Genomic DNA, 22,201 nt, shown 5'->3' on the forward strand with positions numbered 1-22,201 from the left:
CTCGGGTCGCGGCTGGCTGCCGCTTCAGAGGGATACGCGGCTTGCCACCGGCTCACCGGCATCCCGCGCCGTCGCGAGCCGCCCGGTCGGGTCCGGCGCCGGCACGGCGGCCATCAGTTCGCGCGTATAGGGATCGGTGGGCGCCTCGAACACCGAACGCCGGCTGCCGGCTTCGACGATGCGTCCGCCGCGCATCACCGCCACGTCGTGACACATGCGCTCGATCACCGCCATGTCGTGCGAGATGAAGAGGTAGGCGAGCCCCATCGTCTCCTGGAGTTCCAGCATCAGATCGAGCACGCGGGCGCGCACCGAGACATCGAGCGCCGCTACACTCTCATCCGCCACGATGAGCTTCGGCTCCAATGCCAGCGCGCGGGCGATGCAGATGCGCTGGCGCTGGCCGCCGGAGAACTCGTGGGGGTAGCGGATCGCATGGTCCGGCGAGAGGCCGACCCGCCGCAGCAGCTCGGCGGCCCTTTCGCGACGCTCGGAGGCTGTCCCTATGCCGTGAATGGCGAGGGGCTCGGCGATCGCCGCGCCGACCGACATGCGCGGATCGAGCGAAGCGTAGGGATCCTGGAAGATCATCTGTGCCTTGCGGCGGAGCGGCCGCATCTCGCGCGCGGACAGGCCGGCGATGGGCACACCGTCCAGCACCACTTCGCCGGCGAAGGGGATCAGCCCCAGCACCGCCTTGCCGGTGGTCGACTTGCCCGAGCCGCTCTCGCCGACGAGGCCGAGCGTGCGCCCGCGCTTGAGCTCGAACGAGACGTTCTCGACCGCTTTGGGAGCGGCGGCGCCGCCGAACCAGCTGCGGCGCGCGTGATAGGTGACGCAGAGGTCGCGCACGAAGAGCACCGGGTTCTCCGCCGGCTGCGGCTCCGGCGGGGCGATGCTGGTCACTCGCGGCGGCCCGTCCTCGCCCGCTCGTGCGCCAAGCCGCGGCACGGCGGCGAGCAGCGTGCGCGTATAGTCTTCGCGCGGCGCGGTGAAAAGCGACAGGACGTCAGCTTCCTCGACGATCCGTCCGTTCTGCATGATGGCGACGCGGTCGGCCATCTGGGCCACCACGCCCATGTCATGGGTGATGAGGACGATCGAGGTGCCGAACTCGCCCTTCAGTTCGCGCATCAAGGTGAGGATCTGCGCCTGCACCGTGACGTCGAGCGCGGTGGTGGGCTCGTCGGCGATCAGCACTTTGGGCCGGCAGGACAGCGCCATGGCGATCATCACGCGCTGGCGCATGCCGCCGGACAGTTCGTGCGGGTACTGGCCGAGCCGGCGCGCCGGATCGGAGATGCGCACCGCGTCCAGCATGTCGCGGGCGCGCGCCTCGGCGTTCGCGCTGGCCTGATGGATACGGATCGCCTCGATAAGCTGCGCGCCGATGCTCATCACCGGGTTGAGCGAGGTCATCGGCTCCTGGAAGATCATGGCGACGTCGCCGCCGCGCACCCGGCGCATGGCGCGTTCCGGCAGGCCCAGCAGGTCCTGCCCGGCCAGCCTTACCGAACCCGCGGCGACGCGCAGCGAGCCCTTGGCAAGCAGGCGCATGATGGCGAGCGATGTGACCGACTTGCCCGAACCGGATTCGCCGGCGAGGCAGAGCGTCTCGCCGGCGTTGAGGTCGAAGCTCACATCGTGCAGCACCCGCCGCGCGCCGAGCGGCGTACGGGCGTCGACGCAGAGGCCTTCGACGGAAAGGACCGGCATCGTCACGAAAACACGATCCTCGGGAAATAGAAGGAGACGACCCAGTTCGGCATGTCGACGATCTCGCTGATCCGCAGGTCGCCGCAGACCGAGCAGAGCATATAGGCGTCGACCGGGTTGAGGCCGTGCTCTGCGGCGAGCAGGTCGATCATCCGCTGCAGGGCTTCCCGGGCGCCGGTCATCAGGTCGGGGCCGATGCCGGTCGTCACCTCGTAGCCCGCGGCGTCGAGATGGCGCGTCACCGGACCCGGCGTGGTGAAGCGGGGGGAGGCGAGCCGAGCGTCCTTCACCAGCTCGATGGTCGCCTCCACATCCATCCGGCTTTCGATGGCGGTGCCGCACACCTCGCCATCGCCCTGCGCGGCATGGGTGTCGCCGATCGAGAACAGCGCGCCCGTCACTTCGACGGGAAGATAAAGCGTCACGCCCTCGGTGATGTCGCGGATGTCGAGATTGCCGCCCACGCGGCGCGGCGGCACCACGGAGTGCAGCCCCGCCTCGGCCGGCGCGACGCCGATGGTGCCGGCGAAGGGCTTGAGCGGCACGCGCCCGCCGGGACCATGGAGCGCCGGGCTCAGCGTTGCGGCGTCGTATTTCCACACATGGATGGCGGGGTCCGGGAACTGGTCGGCCAGCAGGCCGAAGCCGGGAATATTCGCCGTCCAGCCGATGCCGGAGGGGATGAATTTGCGGATCGTGACCTTCAGCGCGTCGCCCGGCTCGGCGCCCTCGACGAAGACCGGGCCGGTCACCGGGTTGACCTTGCTGAAGTCTAGCGTTTTCACGCTGTCGACGGTCGAGCCCTCGCCGAGCTGGCCGGCCGAGGAGTCGGTGCACTCGAAATGGATCGTCTCACCCGGCTTCGCGGTCAGCACGGGCGCGAAGTCGCGGTTCCAGCCGAAATGGTGACTGGCGCGATGGATCGTGTGGTTGCAGGCCACGCACATGATGGTTCTCGTTCGTTGCATCGGGAGACGCCGCCGCGGCCTGGCGAGCCGCGGCGGAAGACATCAGGAGGTCACTGCTTCACGAAGATCGCGTCGTAATTGATGACGCGGGTCGGATCGACATAGATGTTCGGTTCGCCACCCATCCGCTTCGACTTCGCCACGACGCGGCGCTCGTTGAACACCGGGATCCACGGCGCGTCGGCCATGACGTCGACGAAGATCTTCTTCCACGCTTCCACGCGCTCGGCCGACTTCGACGGATCGGACATGGAATCGGCCGCGACGGCCCGCTTCTGCAGGTCCTCGTTGCAGTACCAGGACCAGTTCCAGCCGCCCTGCACCGCGCCGGCGCAGCCGAGGATCGGGCCGTAGAAGTTGGACGGATCCGGGAAGTCGGCGATCCAGGCCATGCCGCCCGACCAGATCATCGGTGCCTCGCCTTCGGTGCCGCCGGCGGCGATGACGTTGGACTGCGCCAGCGCCTTGATCTCCGCCTTCACGCCGATGGCGGCGAGATCCTGCTGGATCGCCTGGGCGATGCGCGGCTGCGGGTCGGTGTTGGTGGAGTAGAGCACGGTGGAGAAGCCGTCGGCATAGCCCGCTTCCTTCAGCAGCGCCTTGGCCTTGGCGACGTCGTAGGCGTAGCCCTTATAGGCGGTGTCGTAGCCCGGCATCAGCGGCGGCAGCGGCTGGTTGGCCGGCGTGGCGCGCCCGTTGACGATGCGCACGAGGCGCTCCTTGTTGATCGCCATGTTCAGCGCCTGGCGCACCTTCACATTGTCGAACGGCTTGATCCTGGTGTTCAGCGTCACATAGCCGGTGTGCAACTGCTGGCCGTCGACGATCAGGTCCTTGGCGTCGGGCGCCTTGGTCATTTCGAGGAACTTTGCCGGAGGCACGCCGTCGCCGGCGATGTCGACCTCGCCCTTCTGCAGGCGCAGCAAGGCGACGAGCGGCTCCTGGCCGATCTCGATGGTGAAGCTGTCGATATGCGGCACGCCCTTGACGAAATAGTCGGGGTTGCGGGCGAAGACCAGCTTCTGGCCGATCACCCAGTCCTTGAGCACGAAGGTGCCCGAACCCACCGGCTTCTTGCCGAAATCGCCGGCGGCCGCCTCGACCGCTTCCTTCGGCACGACGGAGGCGAAGTTGATGGCGAGCACGTGCAGGAAGGTCGCGTCCGGCCGCGAGAGCTTGAAGACAACGGTGTTCGCGTCCGGGGTTTCGATGCCGGCGAGGCCGTCCGCCTTGCCGGCGGAGAAGTCGTCGAAGCCGGCGATGGCGCCGAAGAAGCCGGCGCCGGGGCCCTGCGTCTTCGGATCGACCGCGCGCTCGATGGAATATTTCACGTCGGCGGGCACGACCTCGCGGCCGTTCGAGAACTTCACGCCCTTGCGCAGCTTGAAGGTGTAGGTCTGGCCGTCCGGCGAGACGGTGAAGCTCTCGGCGAGCGAGGGCACGAGGTCCGGCGTGCCGGGCGTGTAGTCCATCAGCCGCGAGAACAGGCTCTTGATGATCGACCAGTTCTGCCAGTCATAGCCGATGGCGGGATCGAGCGTGGCGATGTCGTCCTTGTAGGTGACGATGATGTCGCCGCCCTGCGCCTGCGCGGCGGCAGGCGTGGCGGCGACGATCGTCAGCGCGGCGGCCGGAGCGAAGGCGATGGCGGCCGCGAGGGCCGTCGATCGCAGCAAGGTCTTCAGCATGGCGTGGAACCCTCTGGTTGTTTGGTTGAACGCGTCTTGGCAGAGCATCAGGCCGCGCGGATGCGCGGATCGATGAAGGGGGCGATGAGATCGGCGAGCAGGTTGCCGAGGACGATGGCGAGGGCGGAGACCAGCGTGACGCCCATGATGATGGGGATGTCGACCTGCTGGATCGCCAGCCAGGCGAGCTGGCCGATGCCGGGCCAGCCGAACACCGCCTCGACCACCACGGTGCCGCCCATGAACTGGCCGATATCGATGCCGATCATGGCGATCACCGGCAGAAGCGCATTCGGCAGCGCATGGCGCAGCACAACGCGCCATGCCGGCACGCCCTTGGCGTGGGCGGTGCGCACATAGTCCTGCGCCAGCACGTCGATCATGGCCGAGCGCACGATGCGCGCGTACCAGCCGGCGCCGAGGATGCCGAGCGTCAATGCCGGCAGGACCAGGTGGGCCGGCGTGCCGTAGCCGGACATCGGAAACCAGCCGAGCGTGACGGCGAAGACATAAAGCAGCAGCAGCCCGACGAGGAATTGCGGGGTCGAGACGCCGATGAAGGACAACGTCATCACCAGCCGGTCGACCGGGCCGTCCCGCCGCACCGCCGCGATCACGCCGAGCGTGAGGCCGACGGCCACCTCGATGGCGATGCCGGCGGCCATCAGCGTCAGCGTCGCCGGCAGGCGCGCGAGGATGAGCGGTGCCACCGCCGTTTTCTGGTTGAAGGAGCGGCCGAGGTCGCCTTGCAGGAGGTTGGTCAGGTAGTTCCAGAACTGCACCGGCAGCGGCAGGTCGAGGCCAAGCTGGTGGCGGATATTTGCAACCGTCTGCGGCGTCGCGCTACGACCGGCGAGCAGCACCGCCGGGTCGGCCGGCAGCGCATAGAGCAGCACGAAGGTGATCACTGCCACACCAAGCAGGATGAGCGCGGCCTGCATCAGGCGGCGCGCGACGAGGAGGGCCATCAGTCCCTCCCGCGCTGCGTCGGGTCGAGGCGGTCACGCAGCGCGTCGCCCACGAGGTTGAAGGAGAGCGCGGTGGCGAGGATGGCCGCGCCGGGGAAGAACACCAGCCAAGGTGCCGACTGGAAATAGCTCTGGCTCTCGAAGACGATGTTGCCCCAGGAGGGCTCGGGCGGCTGCACGCCGATGCCGAGGAAGGAAAGCGTCGCCTCCAGGAGCACCGTGGTGGCGATGCCAAGCGTGCCCCAGACGATGGCGGTGGGCACCAGATGGGGCAGGATGTGCCGCGCGAGAATGCGCAGATCGCCGGCCCCCATGGCGCGCTCGGCGAGAATGAAATCGCGCTCGCTGAGCGAGCGTGTCTCGGTGTAGCCGATACGCGCGACCTGCACCCAGTTCACCATGGCGATGACCATGGCGACGATCCAGAGGCTCGGCTTCAGCAGCGCCGCCAGCACGATCGCAAGAAGCAGGGCGGGAAAGGCCGTCATCAGGTCGGTGAAGCGCATCAGCACGCCGCCGAACAGGCCGGAGAAATAGCCGGCGAGCACGCCCACGGCGAGGCCGATCATCACCGCCGTGCCGTTGGCGACCAGCCCGATCAGCAGCGAGGTGCGCGCGCCGTAGATCAGTCGCGAGAGCAGGTCGCGCCCGAGCGTGTCGGTGCCGAGCAGGAACTGCTGGGAAGGCGGCAGCGGCGCCCCCTCCAGCGACAGGCCGTCGAAGATCTGATCGTCCGGCGCATAGGGCGCCAGCAGCGGCGCGAGCAGCGCACAGGCGACGACGACGGCTATGATCGTCAGCGCAAGCGCAAGGACGGGACGCTGCAACAGGCCGCGCACGAGAGGGCCGGCCGACATCAGCCGACCTCCGGGAGGGCGTGCCGACGCGTGAGGACCGTGGCCGCTGCCTGTTCAAGCGTCATGCGCCGGCGCATGGCGAAATCCCGCAGCAGGCGGTAGGCGGCCTCCTCATCCACCTGCTGCGCGAGCGCGATCGCCTCGACCGCCTTGGTGACCAATGCGCGCAGCCGCAGCCGCTCGCCCAGCGCCTCGATCTTCCGGTCCGCCGCGCGCCGCTCGTCAAAGGCGTGCAGGGCGAGCACGAGCGCGGGATAGACCGCCGCCGCCGTCACCGGCTTGGCGATGATCGCGCCCGCGCCTTGATCGATGGCCCAGGCGATGCGGCCCGGCGCTTCGGAGCCGAGCAGCGCGACCACCGGCATGGCGGCTCTCGCGCCGGGTTCCCAGGGCAGCAGCCCGCTCCAGCCCTGATCCGCGTCGACCAGTACGATGTCGGGAGTCTCGCCGGCGCGCAGGGGCGTCCAGCGGTGCTCGACGTCGAGACCGATCAGCCGTAGCTGGCGATCGAGGCGGGCAATGGCCTCGTCGGGACGGTGAAGGACGAGGGCCCGGCGGCCGACCAGGTTCGGCGTTCTCATGACACCACCCTCAGATGTGTCGCGCGGGTCGCGCGCGTGCCGGTGAGATAGGGGTCGGCGGCGATCGGCGGGCGCGAGGCGATCACATCGAAACCGCCGTCGCCATTGATCCGCCCGAGGTGGAAGGGCAGGGCCGCATGGTTGGTGCGCGGGTCGATGCGCAGCGGCCCCTGTACGGTCTGGTGCACCTTGCCGCAGACCGCGCGGCGCACATCGGCGGGGTCTTCCGTGCCGGCGGCGATGATCGCCTCAGTGCAGAGCCGCACGGCTTCATAGGCGCCCGAAAAGAAGGAGGAGAAGCGCCGGCCCACGCCGTAGCGCGCCGCCGCCGTCGCCTTGAAGGCGCGGTTCTCGGGCGTGTCGAGGCTGTCGAAGTAGCTGGCTGCGGCGAGTTGGCCAATCGCGGCGCCGGCGGGTATCTCGGCGAGTTCGCATTCCGTGAGGTCGCAGCTGACGACCGGACATAGCTCCGGCCGGAAGGCGGGATCCTGACGGGCAAGCTCGCTCATCGCGGCGAGAAAGGCGTAGCTCGACGGGCCGATGAGGTTGTTGAGGATGAAGGAGGGTCGTTGCAGCCGGATCTCGGCGATCAGCCGGTCGATCTCGGTCTCGTCGATGGGCAGGAAGCGCTCGCCGACCACCTCGCCGCCCATGGACCGCAGGAGCTCGCGGGCGAGGCGGTTCATTTCCCAGCCCCACACATAGTTCGCGCCCAGCAGGAACACCCGTCCGCCATGGCGGGGGATGAGATGGTCGAACACCGGCAGCAGATGCTGATTCGGGCAGGCGCCTGTGTAGATGATGTTCTCGTTGGCCTCGAACCCCTCATAGGGGCAGATGTACCACAGCAGGGCATCGTGCTTTTCGATGAGCGGTGTCACGTCCTTGCGCGCGGCGGAAAGCACCGTGCCGACAATGTGGCGGCAGCCCTTGTCGCGCAGCAATTCACGGGCGAGGGTGACATAGCGGCTCGCCTCTCCCTCAGGGTCGGCGATGACGAGTTCCACGGGCACGCCCTTGCGAACCAGCCGGTCGGCGGCGAGCTCGGCGCCGTCCCGGCAGTCACGCCCGAAGGCGCCATAGGCGCCGGTGGTCGAATAGAGAATGCCAATGCGAATGGGCGCGCCCATCTCTACTCCCGACAATGGATCCGCGGACCAAAACGCAAAAACCCCACGATACCGCTGCCGCCGGTAGGGCGGGGGTGTCGTGGGGCGCTATTGCCCTGGGCCTCTGCAGCCGATGTGATGCTTATCCAGTCATGCCTACCAGATAATCACCCCCCTAAAATATGGGCTCGGTCACCGATGTCAATGAAATTGCTTGCAGGGAAAGGCGGCGATCGCCGCAGTGGCCGCTCTTGCTGTCAAACCTCTGCAAACGTTGGCAGGGCCTGCGTTGCGTGCGGGCACCTATCGTCTCTTGCCTTGCCTGGGGCGACATAGGACAGTCCATGAAACTGTGTTTTCACGGAATCGTTCATGCCCCCGAAGGATCGCTCCTTCCTCACCCGCGTTCGCCAGGCCTTGCCGACGCTGCATCCCGCCGAGCGCCGGCTGGGCGACTTCGTCTGCGACTTTCCCGGCGAACTGGCGAGCTATTCGGCGCAGGAGCTTGCGGCGCTCGCCCATGTCTCCAAGGCGACGGTGTCCCGCTTCGTCCAGCGGCTCGGCTATGAGAATTACGAGGAGGCGCGCCGGCATGCCCGCGCGGAGAAGCAGACCGGCTCGCGGCTGTTCCTGACGACGTCGGTGGATGCGAGCGGCGAGCAGTCGGTCGCCGCCCACACGGCGCAGGCAATCGCCAACCTTGAGGCCACCTTTCTCGCCATCACCGACCATCAGGCGAATGATGTCGCCGGCGCCATCCTGTCAGCGCGCAAGATCTGGGTGGTGGGGTTCCGCGCCAGCGCTCCGTTCGCCGCCTATCTGCAATGGCAGCTGACGCAGGTCGTCGAGAACATCGTCGCCATTCCCGGCGCCGGCCAGACGCTCGGCGAGCATCTGGTGAGCCTGGCGTCGGAGGATCTGGTGATTGTCTTCGGCCTGCGCCGACGTGTATCGCGCCTCGGCCTCATCCTCGACCAGATACAGAAGAGCGGCGCACGGCTTCTCTACATCACGGACGAGGGCGAGAGCTTCCTGCCGAGCGCGAGCTGGCATCTGCGCTGCCAGACGCTGGCGCCGGGACCGCTGTTCAGCCATGTCTCGGTCATGGCGGTCTGCCACCTGCTGGTCACCCGCTGCATCGAGCGCGCCGCCGCCTCGGGTCGCACGCGGCTGCGCGACATCGAGGCCATAAACGACGTCCTCGACGAACTCTGACGTTGATTTGTGCAGATGCACGAAATCGGCGTCTATTATTGTCTCACGAGAAGCTGTGGTTTCACGCCATGCGACATCGACGAGATCGAAATAAATATCTGATTATAAATATGAAACTATGTTTTCATATAAACTGGCATGAAATCTGTATTCCTCATCCTTCAGGGAAGATCGACGGAACCACCGGACGGTAGGCTCGGCTGCTCTTCCATCGCCTAGGCAGTGCCGCAACTCGTCTCGCACTCGTTCATCCTCGCTTGGGAAAGGAAATCCGCATGTCACGCCGCATCGTTCTCGCCGCGATCACCGCGCTGATGTTCACGCCCGTCCATGCCGAAACCGTCACGCTGCGCGTGCTCGGGCAACCGTCCGGCTCCGGCCTCATCGCCCAGAAGAAGGAACAGCCCTTCTTCGAGAAGCTGGCGGCAACGACCGGCCTCGACATCAAGATCGAGTACCTGCCCGTCGACGTCGCCGGCATTCCCGACACGGATGGGCTGCGCGTGCTGAAGTCCGGCCTGTTCGACATCGTCTCCATCCGCGGACCGCAGGTCAGCCGCGACGAGCCGGCGATGCTCGGCCTCGATCTCGTCGGGCTCAACACCAGCTACGCCGCAGGAAAGAAGCACATCGACGCCTTCGCACCTTTCGTCGACGAGCGGTTGCAGGGCCGGTTCAATGCCAAGCTGCTTGGCGTCTGGCCGGCCGGACCGCAGGTCATCTTCTGCAAGCCGGAGGTGAAGGGTCTCGCCGATCTCAAGGGGCTGAAGGTGCGCGTCGGCGACCAGAGCGCCGCCAACTTCGTCGGCAAGCTCGGGGCCACCGGCATCTCCATGCCTTTCGGCGAGGTGCAGCAGTCGCTGGCGCGCGGCGTGGTCGACTGCGCCATCACCGGCCCTGCCTCGGCCAATTCCGGCGGCTGGCCGGAGGCGACCACCACCGTGCTGCCCATCGCGCTGCAACTCGCCGTCAACGGCTACGCCATCAACACCGCCTCGCTGAAGAAGCTGACGCCGGAACAGCAGGCCAAGCTCACCGCCGCCATCGGCGAGCTGACGACCGAGATATGGGCCTTTTCCGAGGAACTCTACGAGGACGCCATGCGCTGCAACACCGGCAAGACGCCGTGCGAGCGCGGCGTCTCCTACAAGCTGACCGAAGCCGCCCCTTCCGAGGCCGATCTCAAGGTGGTCGCCTCGGCGGTCGGCGACGTCTCGCTGCCGATCTGGGCGAAGCAATGCAACGCCGTCGCGCCGAATTGCGAAGCGAGCTGGCGCGCCACGGTCGGCTCCCAGCTGGGTCTCTGACGGCTATCGGAGGGGCGGAGAAGACCCATGCACACCTATTCACGCCTGCTTGGCATCGTCTTCGGGGTTCTGATGATCTCGTTGTCGATCGCGGTGACGGCGGAAACGCTGCTCCGCAAGTTCTTCTCCGTCACGCTCGGCGGCATCGACGAGTTGGGCGGCTACGCGATCGCCATCGCGGCCCCGCTCGCCTTCACGGTCGCGCTGGTCGAGAATTCGCACATCCGCATCAACCAGCTGACCGCCCTGTTCCCCAAGCCGGCGCAGGCGATGCTCGACGCAGTGTCGGTGCTCTCGATGGCGCTGCTGGCCGGCTATTTCTTCTACTTCACCGTCGACACAGTGCTCGACACCCGGGAGTACCAGTCGATCGCGCAGACGCCCTGGGCGACGCCGCTGATCTATCCGCAGCTGCTCTGGCTGCTCGCCAGCGCCAGCTTTCCCATCGCCGCCATCATTCTGGCCGTGCAGGCGATGCGCTTGCTGGTGCGCGGCGACTGGCGAGGTCTGATGCGGCGCTTCGGACCTCCTTCTCCGGAGGAGGAACTGAAAGCCGAACTCGACGATCTGAAGAAGCGCGAATCCCTGGCGCATGAGGGGGCCGCGCCATGAGCATCGTCATCGTCGGCATAGGCTTTCTTCTGATGCTGGGGCTGATGTTCCTCAGCCTTCCGGTCGCGGTAGCCATCATCGGGGTCGGCGCCTTTGGCGGCTACCTCATCTACGGCATGCCGCTGGTCGACATGATGGGCGGGGTGATCTGGTCGAGCATGAACAGCCCGTCCATCCTCGCCATACCGTTGTTCATGCTGCTGGGCGAACTGCTGCTGCGCGGCGGCATCGCCGACCGCATGTATGACGCGATGGCCGTGTGGCTCGCGCGCCTGCCCGGCGGGCTGCTCCACAGCAACATCGCCACCTGCACGCTGTTTTCGGCGACCTCAGGTTCCTCGGTGGCGACCGCCGCCACGGTCGGCACCATCGCCCTGCCGGCGCTGCAGCAGTACAAATACCCCATGGCGCCGGCGCTCGGCTCGCTCGCCGCTGGCGGCACGCTCGGCATCCTCATTCCGCCGAGCGTGAATCTGCTGGTGTACGGCTCTCTTGCCAACACCTCGGTCGGCCAGCTGTTTGCCGGGGGCGTCGTGCCCGGCATATTGCTGGCGTTGAGCTTTTCGCTCTACATCTTCATCTTCCACGGCAAGGCCGGGGCGCAGGCGACCGAGCTGATCGACATGCCGTTCCGCCAGAAGCTGGCGCTGGGCAAATATCTCATCCCGCCCTTCATCATCTTCGGCGTGGTGATGGGATCGATCTATGGCGGCCTCGCCACTCCCACGGAATCCGCCGCCATCGGCGTCGTGCTGGCGCTCGGCTTCGTGGCGCTGAACCGCCGGCTCACGCTGGACCTGCTGGTCAACTGCTCGATCCAGGCCGCCAAGACCAGCGGCATGGTGATCATCGTGCTGGTCTGCTCGCTGCTGCTCAACGTCACCATCTCGATGACGGGTGCGGCGCAGGCGATGACGCAGTGGATCGCCGGCTTCGAACTCAGCCAGCTGGCGCTGCTGTTCGCCCTGCTGGTGTTCTATGTGCTGCTCGGCACCTTCATGGACGCGATGTCGATGCTGGTGCTGACCGTGCCGATCGTCATTCCGGTCATCCTCGCGGCGGGAATCGATCCGGTCTGGTTCGGAATCTTCATCGTCATCATGTGCGAGATCGCGCTGATCACGCCGCCGGTCGGCATGAACTTGTTCGTCGTGCACGGGGTGCGAACCGACGGCGGCAGCTATAGCGACGTGACACGTGGCTCCTGGCCCTATGTCGTCGTCATGATGATCTTCACCGTCCTGCTGATGCTGTTTCCCCAGGTGGTGATGTGGCTGCCCGACATGCTGGCGGGTCGATGATGGAACCTTTCCTGTCCGATCGGGACGCTCTTGCGACGAGCCTTATGGTCGTCAACCCCAATACCAATCCGCGCGTCACCGCCAATATCAGGGCTGAGGTCGCGCGGGTCATCCTGCCCTCGACGCAGGCTCTCGTGGTCAATCCGGCCGCCGGTCCCTTCTCGATCGAGACCGAGGCGGATCGTGACGCGGCTGAGACGCATGTGCTTGCCTTGCTGCGGGACGCCATGACGGCGCGCCATGACGGCTATGTGCTCGCTGCCTTCGACGATATCGGTCTTGCCGGCGCGCGTACCTTGCTCCGGGCGCCGGTGGTTGGCGCGGTCGAGGCCGGGATCGCCGCTGCCCGCGCCATGGCGCGCCGCTTCACCGTCGTCACCACGGTATCAGGCGCATTGCCGGGCATCCGCCGGCAGTTCGCTCGCCATGGCGTCGCGCAGATGGCGACGGCGCGCGCGGCCGATATCGGCGTGGCGGAAGCCGCCAATGGTGGCGGCGCGGCAATCGAGAAGCTCGTGCAGGCGATCGACGCTGCGGTGCGGAGCGACGGCGCGGAGGCCATCCTTCTTGGATCAGGAGGGTTGACGGGCAGCGCGGACATATTGCGCCGGCATGTCGGCATCCCCGTCATCGATGCCGTTCTCGCCGCCGTGAAGCTGGCGGAAGGCCTGGTTGCCCTTTCGCCGCGTGCGTTGGCCCGCGAGCCGGCGGCGGATTGAAGGCCGTTCACGACCCGCGCATGGCTGCAAGGCATCGGAACCATCCCCCGGCTGTCGGAGCTGTGCCGTCGAAGCGCGAGGCGCATGCGAGACCGCGGGCTTGCCGCTGGATATGCCCATCGAATGGGCAGCGCCTGCCCGAATGTTGGAAGCCGCACGTCCAACAATGGGTGCGCCCATAGACAAGTATCTTGGAGGCCGCCTGCACCACACTCTGCTCCTCAGTCCCCGTCACCGCGGCATGAGCATGCGGAAGCAGAGGAGAAGGTTCAGTGGCACTCAATCACGATACGCATTTCGGCGGGCGCCGCGACTCCGTCGCCGCGCAGCTCCGGTCGGCGCTCTTCGGCGTTCTGGGTCTCGCCGTCGCTACCACCGGCATTGCCGCCGGTCTGCCGCAGAAGGCCGAGGCGGCCTCTCCGGCTGCCTGCGCCGCGCTTCAGGCCAAGTACCCCTCGCTCAAGGGCAAGACGCTGGTCAACGCCATCAACCCGCATACGCCGGGCTACGAGACCATCGATCCGAATGACCCGACGAAATATATCGGCTTCGACATCGACCTCGGCGAAGCGATCGGCGAGTGCCTCGGCTTCACGCTGACCTACAAGCCGGTGACCTTCGCGGCGCTGCTGACCACGCTGCAGGCGGGGCAGGCCGATATCGTCATCTCCGACATCTACGCCACCAAGGACCGCGCCAAGGCGGCCGACTTCATCACCTATCTCAAGGTGTTCGACGGCGTGCTGGTCGCCAAGGGCAATCCGAAGAAGATCGACGGCATCAATCTCTCGCTCTGCGGCACGGTCGCGGCCGAGAACACCGGCTATGTCGAGGTGCCGCTGATCCAGGCGCTGGAGGCGGAGTGCAAGAAGGCCGGCAAGCCGGCGCCGGAAATCCTGCTGTTCGACAACAACGCCAACTGCATCCAGGCGATCCTCGCCGGACGGGCCGACACCTACATCAACGACGTGAACACGGTCGACGGCGCGGTGAAGGCCTATCCGGACAAGCTGGCGAAGGCGACGGCGGTGACGCTGCCCTATTCGGTCGGCATCGCCGTGCCGCGCAACAATGTCGAGTTCCGCGACGCGGTCATGGGGGCGATGACCGAAATCCAGAAGTCCGGTCTCCAGGCTGAACTGATGAAGAAGTGGAATCTGCCGGCCGAGCAGCTGGAGTCCCCCACGCTCGTGCTGGCGGACTGAGGTCCCCTCCCTCCCGAGCCGCGGGCGGGCCAAGCGCCCGCGGCCGGGTCTGCCAATGATCGCGATGAGGCCGATGGATCTCTTCCTGCATTATCTGCGCATGCCGTACCTGCTCGACGGGGTGGGCTACACGCTGCTGATCACGGTACTGGGTCTGCTCGGCGGGCTGGTCATGGGTGTCGTGCTCGCGGCGATGCAACTCAGCCGCTTCCCTACGCTCGCCATCGTCGCCCGCGGCTATTCGATCATCTTTCGCGGCACGCCGCTGATCCTGCAGATGGTGTTCTGTTACAACGCCTTGCCGATGATCGGCATCAAGCTCTCGGCGATCGCGGCCGCCGGTCTCGCCCTCGCGCTCAACGAGGCGCCCTTCATCGCCGAAATCCTGCGTTCGAACGTGATCGGCGTCGATCGCGGGCAGGTGAGTGCGGGCCAGGCGCTGGGGATGACGCCGGCGGCGATCATGCGCCGCGTCATCGCCCCGCAGGCCATACGCTCCATGGTGCCGGCGCTCGGCAACGAGGCGGTGAGCGCGCTGAAGAACTCCTCGCTCGCCTCCGTCGTGGCCGTGCAGGAACTGACGCTGCGCTCGACGCAGCTCGCGTCGGCGACCTTCGATTTCTTCTCCATCTTCTTCGCTTCCGGCCTGATGTACCTGATCCTGACCGGCGCCATCGCGGTGATCCAGATCGTGGTCGAGATGCTGCTCGATCTTGATCGGCCGCCACCGAAGGAGCAGCTCGCCCGCTTCCTGCGCGCGCTGCTGCCCGGCCGCGGCGAGCCGGTCTCCGTGGCGGCGACACCGCCGGATGTGGCGGCGGAGATTGTCGGGGAGATCGCCGCCGATCCGCTGCCGCCGGCCTCGGTGAAGGCTGCGCCCGTGTCCATCGACCGCGCGGCGCGAGCCCGGCGTCTGGCCGGCAACAATGTCGCCGTGGACGTGCAGGGCCTGCGCAAGAGCTATGGCCGCCAGACCGTGCTGGACGGCATCGACCTGACGGTGCGGGCCGGCGAAATCATCGCGCTGCTGGGACCCAGCGGATCGGGCAAGAGCACGTTGCTGCGCTGCATCAATCGGCTGGAGGGCTGGGAGGACGGGACGATCCGCGTCGGGGGCCGTTTCCTCGGACGAGACGAGGCCGGGCGTCCGCTCTCGCCCCGCGCCACCGCGCAGATGCGCGCCAGCGTCGGCGTCGGCATGGTGTTCCAGCAGTTCAACCTGTTCGGCCATCTGACGGCAAAGGAGAACATCGCCGGGCCGCTGCGCTGGGTGCAGGGCCCTTCGCGTCACGATGCCGACAGGCGTGCCCAGGAACTGCTTGAACGTGTCGGCCTCGCACACCGTGCCGATGCGCTGCCGCGTCATCTCTCCGGAGGCCAGCAGCAGCGTGTCGCCATCGCCCGCGCGGTGGCGCCGGGCCCTGCCGTGCTGCTGCTCGACGAGCCCACCTCCGCGCTCGACCCGGAACTCGTGGGTGAGGTGCTGGAAGTCATCCGCCGCCTCGCGGTGGAGGAGGGGCTCGCCATGATCATCTCGACCCACCAGCTGCGTTTCGCCGGCGAGGTCGCCGACCGCATCGTCTTCCTCGCCGAGGGAACGGTGATCGAGCAGGGGCCGGCCGAGCAGGTTCTGCGGGCCCCGCGCCATCCGCTGACCGCCCGTTTCCTCAGCACCATGACCGCCGAATAGCGCGTCGCCGCGCGCCGCTTCCGGACGCGCTCGGCACCCGTTTCAGATCAGAGGCCCGACATGACCAAGCATCATCTGCCCGCCACGCCCGAGACCGTTCACTGGGGCTATTTCAGCCGGACGCTCGCGCCCGTCCTGACCATCAAGTCGGGCGACCGCGTCACGGTGGAGAGCATCACCCACCACGCCAATGACGATTATGAGCGGATGATCGCGGGCGATCCGGCGGCGGAGGCGATCTTCCTCTGGACCAAGGACCAGAAGACCCTGCGTCGGCGCGGCGCGGGCGCGACGGACGGCCCCTTCACCTATGGCTCGGGCGAGGGCCTCGGCGTGCATCTGCTCACCGGCCCGATCGCCATCGACGGCGCTGAGCCGGGCGACGTGCTGGAAGTGCGGGTGATCGATACCTATCCCCGCCCGAGCGCCAATCCGGCCTATGAGGGCCGCTTCTTCGGCTCCAACCCCTCCGCCAATTGGGGCTTCCAGTACAAGGATCTGATCGAGGAGCCGAAGCCGCGCGAGGTCGTGACGATCTACGAACTCGATATGGGCGAAGCCTCGGTGTCGGCGCTCTATTCCTATCTCTGGACGCCACAGACCGACCCGGACGGAATCGTGCACCCGACCATCGACTATCCCGGCGTGCGGGTCGACCATTCGACCGTCACCAGGAAGGAGGGCATCCTTTCCGGCATCAAGGTGCCGGCGCGGCTGCATTTCGGCACGATGGGCCTGGCCCCGGCCGAGGCGGATTACGTCTCCACCATTCCGCCGAACTATACCGGCGGCAACATGGATGACTGGCGCATCGCCAAGGGCGCGCGGATGTATTACCCGGTCGCCGTCCCCGGCGGGCTGTTCTCCTGCGGCGACGCCCACGCCTCGCAGGGAGATAGTGAACTCTCCGGCACCGCCATCGAGATTTCGCTCACCGGCGAGTTCGAGTTCATCCTGCACAAGAAAGCGGAGCTGGAGGGCGGGATTCTGGAGGGGCTGACCCATCCCTTGCTCGAAAACGACGAGGTCTGGTCGGTCTACGGCTTCAGCGTGACCAATTATCTGAGCGAGCTCGGCCCCGACCACCAGACGGAGATCCTGAAGCGTGGCAGCCTCGACAATGCGATGCGCGACGCCTTCCGCAAGCTGCGCCGCTTCCTCATGACCACGCAGAAGCTCTCCGAGGACGAGGCGATCTCGCTCATGTCGGTGGCGGCCGACTTCGCGGTGACGCAGGTTGTCGACGCCAATTGGGGCGTCACGGGCACCATCCGCAAGAGCCTGTTCGCAGGCCGCTGAGCCGTCGGGCCGGTCGCCTGGGCCGCGGCAAGGCACGATCCTTGCTTCCATGGCTCCGATGCCAAGGTCGGAACCATGAGCGCCCAGCCGTTCACGAGCGAGTCCTATTCCGGCGACGTGCGCGAGCGCGCGTGGCAGGACGTGCTGCGCGGTTTCGGCCTTGAATGTCCCGGATCGCGCAGCGGTCCACCGGTTCATGCCACGGCGCTCTGGCGCCTCTCATCGGCGGGCGTGCGGCTCGGCCGGGTTTCTGCCGATGCCCCGATCCTGCGCTCCCTGCCGGCGCGCGGGGGGCTGCCGCTTTTCGTGCTTCCGGTCGAGAGCAGCGCGGTTCTCACGGTCGGGGATGAGCAGCAGATCGTGCGGGCCGGGCAGGTCATTCTGGCGCCGCGTGAGACCGACTGGCAGCTGCAATTCCAGCGCGGATTGCGTGCCATCGTGCTGTCCGTGGTGCCGGAGGCCTTCCGAGGGCGTAAGGCTCCGTCGCTTTCGGCCTGTCCGCCGCGCGTCTTCGACGCCGAGGGGTTGGCCGACATCCTCGCCGGCACCGCCCGCGCGGCCGTCGGAGCGCTCGATCGGTTGTCGGATCCCGAATGGGAGGCGGTCGCCCAGAGCGTGTCGGAGCTTCTTCTCCAGCTGTCGGCCGAACTGGTCGCCACCACCGCCGACCCATCCTCGAGTCGCGCCGCCTTGCTCCAGCGGCTCTACGCCATCATCGAACGCAGCATCGGCAAGGAGGACATCTCGGTCGCCGAGTTGGCCCAGGCCGAAGGCATCTCCGAACGTTACGTGCAGAAGCTGTTCGAGGGCACCGGGGAGAGCTTCAGCCATTATGTGCGGGAGCGCCGGCTGCAGCGGGCCTGGCATGATCTCACCAATCCCACGGAGACGGCCGCGCCCATTTCGGAAATCGCCTATCGCTACGGCTTCTCCGACTCGGCCCATTTCAGCCGGCTGTTCCGCGAACGCTTCGGTCTGCCGCCGCGCGAGCTGCGCCGGCGCGAGGCGACGCGGAACAGTCAGACCGCCATGCCGAATGGCCAGCGGGGCTGGCCGCAGGACGCCCTGGTCCAGCTGCGCGCGCGACAGGCGAGGGCCGATCCCGACACGCGCCGCATAGCGCCGCCGGGCGGCGCGGCGCGGCCCGATCGCGCCGCCCGGGCGCCGATGCGCCATTACTTGCCGGTGAACGCCCAGCACGTTCACTGGGGCTATTTCAGCCGGTCGCTGAAACCTCTCATCGAGATAGCTTCAGGCGATATCGTCACGGTCGAGACGCTGACGCAGCATGCCTCGGACGATCCCGAGCGCATGATCGAAGGCGATGCCGGCGCGGAAAGCGTCTTCCACTGGACGCCCGGCTCCAAGGCGGTCGACCGGCGCGGCGCCGGACCGCTGGACGCATCGGTGTTCGGCCGGGGCGCCGGGGAGGGGTTCGGCGTGCACATCTGTACCGGCCCCATCGCGGTGCGCGATGCCCAGCCGGGCGATGTGCTGGAGGTGCATATTCTCGATATCGAGCCGCGCCCCTCATGCCACCCGGATCATGCGGGCCGCGTCTTCGGCAGCAGCGTCGCGGCCTGGTGGGGGTTCCACTATTCGGAATTCCTCAGCGAGCCGCATCCGCGCGAGACGGTGACGATCTACGAGATCGTCACCGATGCGGAGGAGCCCCATGCGCGGGCCCTCCATTCCTATCGCTGGGAGCCCCAGACGGACCCTTTCGGCACGCGGCACGTGCTGTACGACTATCCGGGCGTGCTCGTTAAACCGGAGACGATCACCCCGAAGCGGAACGTCCTCGACGGCGTGCGCATCCCCTTGCGGCCGCATTTCGGCGTCATCGCGGTGGCGCCGCGCGAGGCCGAATTGGTGGATTCCGTTCCACCCGCCTATTTCGGCGGAAATCTTGACAATTGGCGGCTCGGCAAGGGCGCGACGGTCTACCTCCCGGTGTCCGTTCCCGGGGCGCTCCTGTCGGTCGGAGATCCGCACGCCACGCAGGGCGATGGGGAGCTTTCCGGCACGGCGATCGAGTGTTCCATGACCGGGACCTTCCGGGTCGCGCTGCACAAGAAGGCCGACATTGCCGGCACCGTGCTCGCCGACCTGACCTACCCGCTGATCGAGACGCCGGAGAGCTGGGTGCTGACGGGCTTCAGTCACCCCAATTATCTCGCGGAATTCGGCGCCAACGGCCAGAGCGAGGTCTATGCCAAGTCCTCGCTCGATCTCGCCATGCGCGATGCCTTCCGCAAGGTGCGGCGCTTCCTCATGACCACGAAGGGACTGAGCGAGGATGAGGCGATCGCACTGATGTCGGCCGCCGTGGATTTCGGCATTACCCAGGTGGTGGACGGCAACTGGGGCGTCCATGCCATCCTCAGCAAGCGCCTCTTCCCGGATCGGGACTGAAAGAGCCGGCGCGATCATCGACGCCATGGCGCTGGGTCGCCGGCGTTCGGGCGCGATCTTCCGTCGGTAATCCGATTGTCGCCTCGAATCCCGACACACGGCCCCGGCGCGGCGACGCCAGAATGAGCGGACTGCCGATGCGCTCCGCAATGGCGGCGACGATGGCAAGGCCGAGACCGCTGCCATCGCCGCTCGCGTCGGCGCGCTCGAAGCGGAGGGACAGGCGGCTCAGCGTTTCGGGCGGCAGAACAGGCGCCTCGTTCGCCACGGTGAAGGTTCCATCCGCGCTCAGCGTCACCTCGACGGGGGCGCTTTCCAGGCCGTGACGCAGCGCATTCTCAATGAGGTTCCGGCAAAGAATGCCGAAGGCGTCGGGATCGAGATCCGACATCACCGGACTATCCGGAAGCGTCAGCACGATGCGCCCCGGCGTTCCGCTGCGCCCGATATCCTCGGCCACCATGCGCGCGACGGGTCGCAGATCCGCAGAGCGATCCAGCCGAAGCCTTCCGCCTTCCGCACGGGCGAGCTGCATGAGGCGCTCCGACAAGCGGGTAAGCCGTTTGAGCGTCGCCTCTATGTCGGCGGCCCGCGTCCTCGCCGCGGGATCGCCGGTTTCCGCGCGCAGGCGCTGTGCCTGCGCAATGGCTCCGGCAAGCGGCGTGCGCAACTCGTGGGCGGCATTTGCGGCGAAGCTGCGTTCGGCGTCGAAGGCCGCCTGCAGCCGATGCAGAAGGCCGTTCAACGTGTCGGCCAGCGGATCGATTTCCGAGGGGAGGTCGCCTCCGGGGACAGGCGACAGGTCCCTTCCATTGCGTGCCTGGAGCCTTTCGCGAAACCGGCGCAGCGGCGCCAGACTCGCGCGAACCGCAAGGATGATCGCCAGCAGCGCGACGGGGATGACCACGAAAAGCGGGAGACCGAGACTCATCTGGATCTGCCGTGCGATGGCCGCGCGATGATCCAGCGGCTCGGCCACCGTGATGCGGATGCTGCCCTGCAGGGCGTCGTCGTTGTAGAGCCTGTGGGTTGCGGTCTGGCGGAAGCCGGGCCCGTCATAGGCAGGGAAGATGGCGGTGTCCGCAGCGTGCGACTGAAGCAGGACGCGCCCCTGCGCGTCGCGAACGATGTAGGTGAAGAACTCGTCATGGCCGCGGATCGCGCCAAGCCGCTGGGTCGTGCCGTCCTCCTCGCGCCCGACGATGTCGACCGCGGCAAGCGGCAGCAGGCGCTGTGCTGTCTCCTGGAGCGAGGAATCGAACACCTCGTCCATCTCGTGGCGAAGGACCACCGCCGTCACGGCGGCGGCGGCGATCCACAGGACCGTCAGCATGACGCCGATGGACAGGCCCAGCCGGGCTTGCAGGCTGCGCGGCCACATCAGGGCGCCCCCAGCCTGTAGCCGAGGCCGCGCTCGGTTTCGATGACGTCGGCCCCGAGCTTCTTGCGCAGCCGGCTGACATGCACCTCGATCGTGTTGCTCTCGACCTCGGCATCGAAGGCATAGAGTTTTTCTTCGAGCTGCGCCCTGGAAAGAAGCTGGCCGGGGTGTGCCAGAAACGCTTCGAACAGGGACCATTCGCGCGCGGTCAGCTGGACCGGCCTGCCGTCCCGGCGGACGCTGTGTGACGCGAGATCGATATCCAGCGCACCGTGAGCGATGAGCGGGTTCGGGTTGCCCGTATAGCGCCGCGCAACCGAACCGATGCGCGCCGACAATTCGGAGAGATCGAACGGTTTGACGAGGTAGTCGTCCGCGCCGGCGTTCAGCCCTTCGATCCGGTCCGAGACCTGGTCGAGCGCGGTCAGGATGATCACCGGAGTCACATCGCCGCGCGCGCGCAGTCGCTTGAGAAATCCGATCCCCCGACCATCCGGCAGCATGAGATCAAGCAGGACCAGATCAAAGGCCGCGCTCGTCATCGCATCGCCTGCGGCATCGAGGCGTGTGACCCAGTCGACCGACTGTCCGTCTCCGGCGATCTGGTCCCGCACGGCGGCGCCCAGAACGGTGTCGTCCTCAATCAGCAGAATGCGCATTGCTCACCGCTTTTCCTTTTTTTCTCACCCCGTATGTCCGCGTGGGCTGACACGGAGCTTACGGTTGTCGGACCCGTGCTTCAGGATGCCGTCAGCTTCGTCGTGCATCGTCCGCTCAACATGGTCGTCGCGTGGAGTTTGGCTCTTGAGGAAAATACTGACGGTTCTGACCTTTCTCACGGTGCTGCCGATGGGATCGGCGTTCGCGGATGACGCGTGTTTCGTGCCCATGGAAAATTGGCAGCCGCGCGAAGCCGTGGCCCAGCTTGCCAAGGCGAAGGGCTGGACGGTCCGCCGGATCAAGATCGATGACGGCTGCTACGAGATCGACGGTCGGGATGCCGAGGGGCGCCGGATCGAGGTGACCGTCCATCCCGCGACGCTCGAGGTGATCAAGATCGAACACGAGGACGGCGACAAGGACTGAGATTGTCGGCCGTCTGCGGCTCCGAAAAAGCCCCGCCCGTCCGGCGGGGCTTTTTCGTTCCTGACGGCAAGCTGAAGCGGAAAT

At 67.0% G+C, this 22,201-nt stretch carries 19 protein-coding genes; 10 read left to right on the plus strand and 9 right to left on the minus strand.

All coding sequences use genetic code 11. From position 1 onward, the window contains the following. Window positions 1-24 precede the first annotated feature (24 nt). The 7 genes from ACO2RV_RS14990 to ACO2RV_RS15020 form a co-directional block, all read right to left on the minus strand. Window positions 25-1,716 carry an ABC transporter ATP-binding protein gene (locus ACO2RV_RS14990; protein WP_423294385.1) on the minus strand — a complete coding sequence of 564 codons (1,692 nt, stop codon included), beginning with the start codon at window positions 1,714-1,716 and terminating at the stop codon, window positions 25-27. Window positions 1,717-1,718: 2 nt separating this feature from the next. Further along, window positions 1,719-2,663 (minus strand): acetamidase/formamidase family protein, encoded by a 945-nt coding sequence (locus ACO2RV_RS14995; RefSeq protein WP_423294325.1) that lies wholly within the window; start codon window positions 2,661-2,663, stop codon window positions 1,719-1,721. Between the two features lie 71 nt (window positions 2,664-2,734). Beyond that, entirely contained in the window at window positions 2,735-4,372 is a 1,638-nt protein-coding gene (locus tag ACO2RV_RS15000) for an ABC transporter substrate-binding protein (RefSeq protein ID WP_423294327.1), read from the minus strand. Between the two features lie 47 nt (window positions 4,373-4,419). Further along, complete coding sequence (locus tag ACO2RV_RS15005) at window positions 4,420-5,340, minus strand: ABC transporter permease (protein ID WP_423294329.1); 921 nt, start codon at window positions 5,338-5,340, stop codon at window positions 4,420-4,422. Next, window positions 5,340-6,197, minus strand: coding sequence for an ABC transporter permease (locus tag ACO2RV_RS15010; RefSeq protein WP_423294331.1), 858 nt, complete (start codon window positions 6,195-6,197; stop codon window positions 5,340-5,342). Before ACO2RV_RS15010 ends, ACO2RV_RS15005 begins: the two co-directional genes overlap by 1 nt. After that, complete coding sequence (locus ACO2RV_RS15015; RefSeq protein ID WP_423294333.1) at window positions 6,197-6,778, minus strand: ANTAR domain-containing response regulator; 582 nt, start codon at window positions 6,776-6,778, stop codon at window positions 6,197-6,199. Before ACO2RV_RS15015 ends, ACO2RV_RS15010 begins: the two co-directional genes overlap by 1 nt. Continuing rightward, a complete protein-coding gene (locus tag ACO2RV_RS15020) occupies window positions 6,775-7,908 on the minus strand; it encodes a transporter substrate-binding domain-containing protein (RefSeq protein ID WP_423294335.1) in 1,134 nt (377 codons plus the stop codon). Before ACO2RV_RS15020 ends, ACO2RV_RS15015 begins: the two co-directional genes overlap by 4 nt. Window positions 7,909-8,259: 351 nt before the next feature. Between ACO2RV_RS15020 and ACO2RV_RS15025 the strand changes: the two genes are divergently transcribed. The 9 genes from ACO2RV_RS15025 (at window position 8,260) to ACO2RV_RS15065 (ending at window position 19,650) form a co-directional block, all read left to right on the plus strand. Then, the gene (locus ACO2RV_RS15025; protein WP_423294337.1) at window positions 8,260-9,102 is read left to right on the plus strand and encodes a MurR/RpiR family transcriptional regulator; all 843 of its coding nucleotides are present in this window, start codon (window positions 8,260-8,262) and stop codon (window positions 9,100-9,102) included. Window positions 9,103-9,377: 275 nt separating this feature from the next. Beyond that, complete coding sequence (locus ACO2RV_RS15030) at window positions 9,378-10,409, plus strand: TRAP transporter substrate-binding protein (protein ID WP_423294339.1); 1,032 nt, start codon at window positions 9,378-9,380, stop codon at window positions 10,407-10,409. A gap of 27 nt (window positions 10,410-10,436) precedes the next feature. Next, window positions 10,437-11,021 (plus strand): TRAP transporter small permease subunit, encoded by a 585-nt coding sequence (locus ACO2RV_RS15035; protein WP_423294341.1) that lies wholly within the window; start codon window positions 10,437-10,439, stop codon window positions 11,019-11,021. Beyond that, window positions 11,018-12,322 (plus strand): TRAP transporter large permease, encoded by a 1,305-nt coding sequence (locus tag ACO2RV_RS15040; protein WP_423294343.1) that lies wholly within the window; start codon window positions 11,018-11,020, stop codon window positions 12,320-12,322. Before ACO2RV_RS15035 ends, ACO2RV_RS15040 begins: the two co-directional genes overlap by 4 nt. Beyond that, window positions 12,319-13,041 (plus strand): aspartate/glutamate racemase family protein, encoded by a 723-nt coding sequence (locus tag ACO2RV_RS15045; protein WP_423294345.1) that lies wholly within the window; start codon window positions 12,319-12,321, stop codon window positions 13,039-13,041. The genes ACO2RV_RS15040 and ACO2RV_RS15045 overlap by 4 nt, the downstream gene beginning before the upstream one ends. A 353-nt stretch (window positions 13,042-13,394) precedes the next feature. Beyond that, complete coding sequence (locus ACO2RV_RS15050; protein ID WP_423294387.1) at window positions 13,395-14,246, plus strand: ABC transporter substrate-binding protein; 852 nt, start codon at window positions 13,395-13,397, stop codon at window positions 14,244-14,246. A gap of 73 nt (window positions 14,247-14,319) precedes the next feature. After that, the gene (locus tag ACO2RV_RS15055) at window positions 14,320-15,936 is read left to right on the plus strand and encodes an amino acid ABC transporter permease/ATP-binding protein (RefSeq protein WP_423294347.1); all 1,617 of its coding nucleotides are present in this window, start codon (window positions 14,320-14,322) and stop codon (window positions 15,934-15,936) included. A gap of 60 nt (window positions 15,937-15,996) precedes the next feature. Then, window positions 15,997-17,235, plus strand: coding sequence for an acetamidase/formamidase family protein (locus tag ACO2RV_RS15060; RefSeq protein ID WP_423294349.1), 1,239 nt, complete (start codon window positions 15,997-15,999; stop codon window positions 17,233-17,235). A 75-nt stretch (window positions 17,236-17,310) separates the two neighbouring features. Continuing rightward, entirely contained in the window at window positions 17,311-19,650 is a 2,340-nt protein-coding gene (locus ACO2RV_RS15065; protein ID WP_423294351.1) for an acetamidase/formamidase family protein, read from the plus strand. Here ACO2RV_RS15065 and ACO2RV_RS15070 read toward each other — a convergent pair. Both ACO2RV_RS15070 and ACO2RV_RS15075 read right to left on the minus strand, forming a co-directional pair. Then, a complete protein-coding gene (locus tag ACO2RV_RS15070; protein WP_423294389.1) occupies window positions 19,619-21,034 on the minus strand; it encodes an ATP-binding protein in 1,416 nt (471 codons plus the stop codon). The genes ACO2RV_RS15065 and ACO2RV_RS15070 overlap by 32 nt on opposite strands. After that, window positions 21,031-21,690 (minus strand): response regulator transcription factor, encoded by a 660-nt coding sequence (locus ACO2RV_RS15075; RefSeq protein ID WP_423294353.1) that lies wholly within the window; start codon window positions 21,688-21,690, stop codon window positions 21,031-21,033. Before ACO2RV_RS15075 ends, ACO2RV_RS15070 begins: the two co-directional genes overlap by 4 nt. Window positions 21,691-21,775: 85 nt before the next feature. Between ACO2RV_RS15075 and ACO2RV_RS15080 the strand changes: the two genes are divergently transcribed. After that, window positions 21,776-22,117, plus strand: coding sequence for a PepSY domain-containing protein (locus ACO2RV_RS15080; protein WP_423294355.1), 342 nt, complete (start codon window positions 21,776-21,778; stop codon window positions 22,115-22,117). Window positions 22,118-22,201: the final 84 nt, after the last annotated feature.

Origin of the sequence: Ancylobacter sp. VNQ12 (assembly GCF_049445835.1) — a bacterium.
GTDB lineage: Bacteria > Pseudomonadota > Alphaproteobacteria > Rhizobiales > Xanthobacteraceae > Ancylobacter.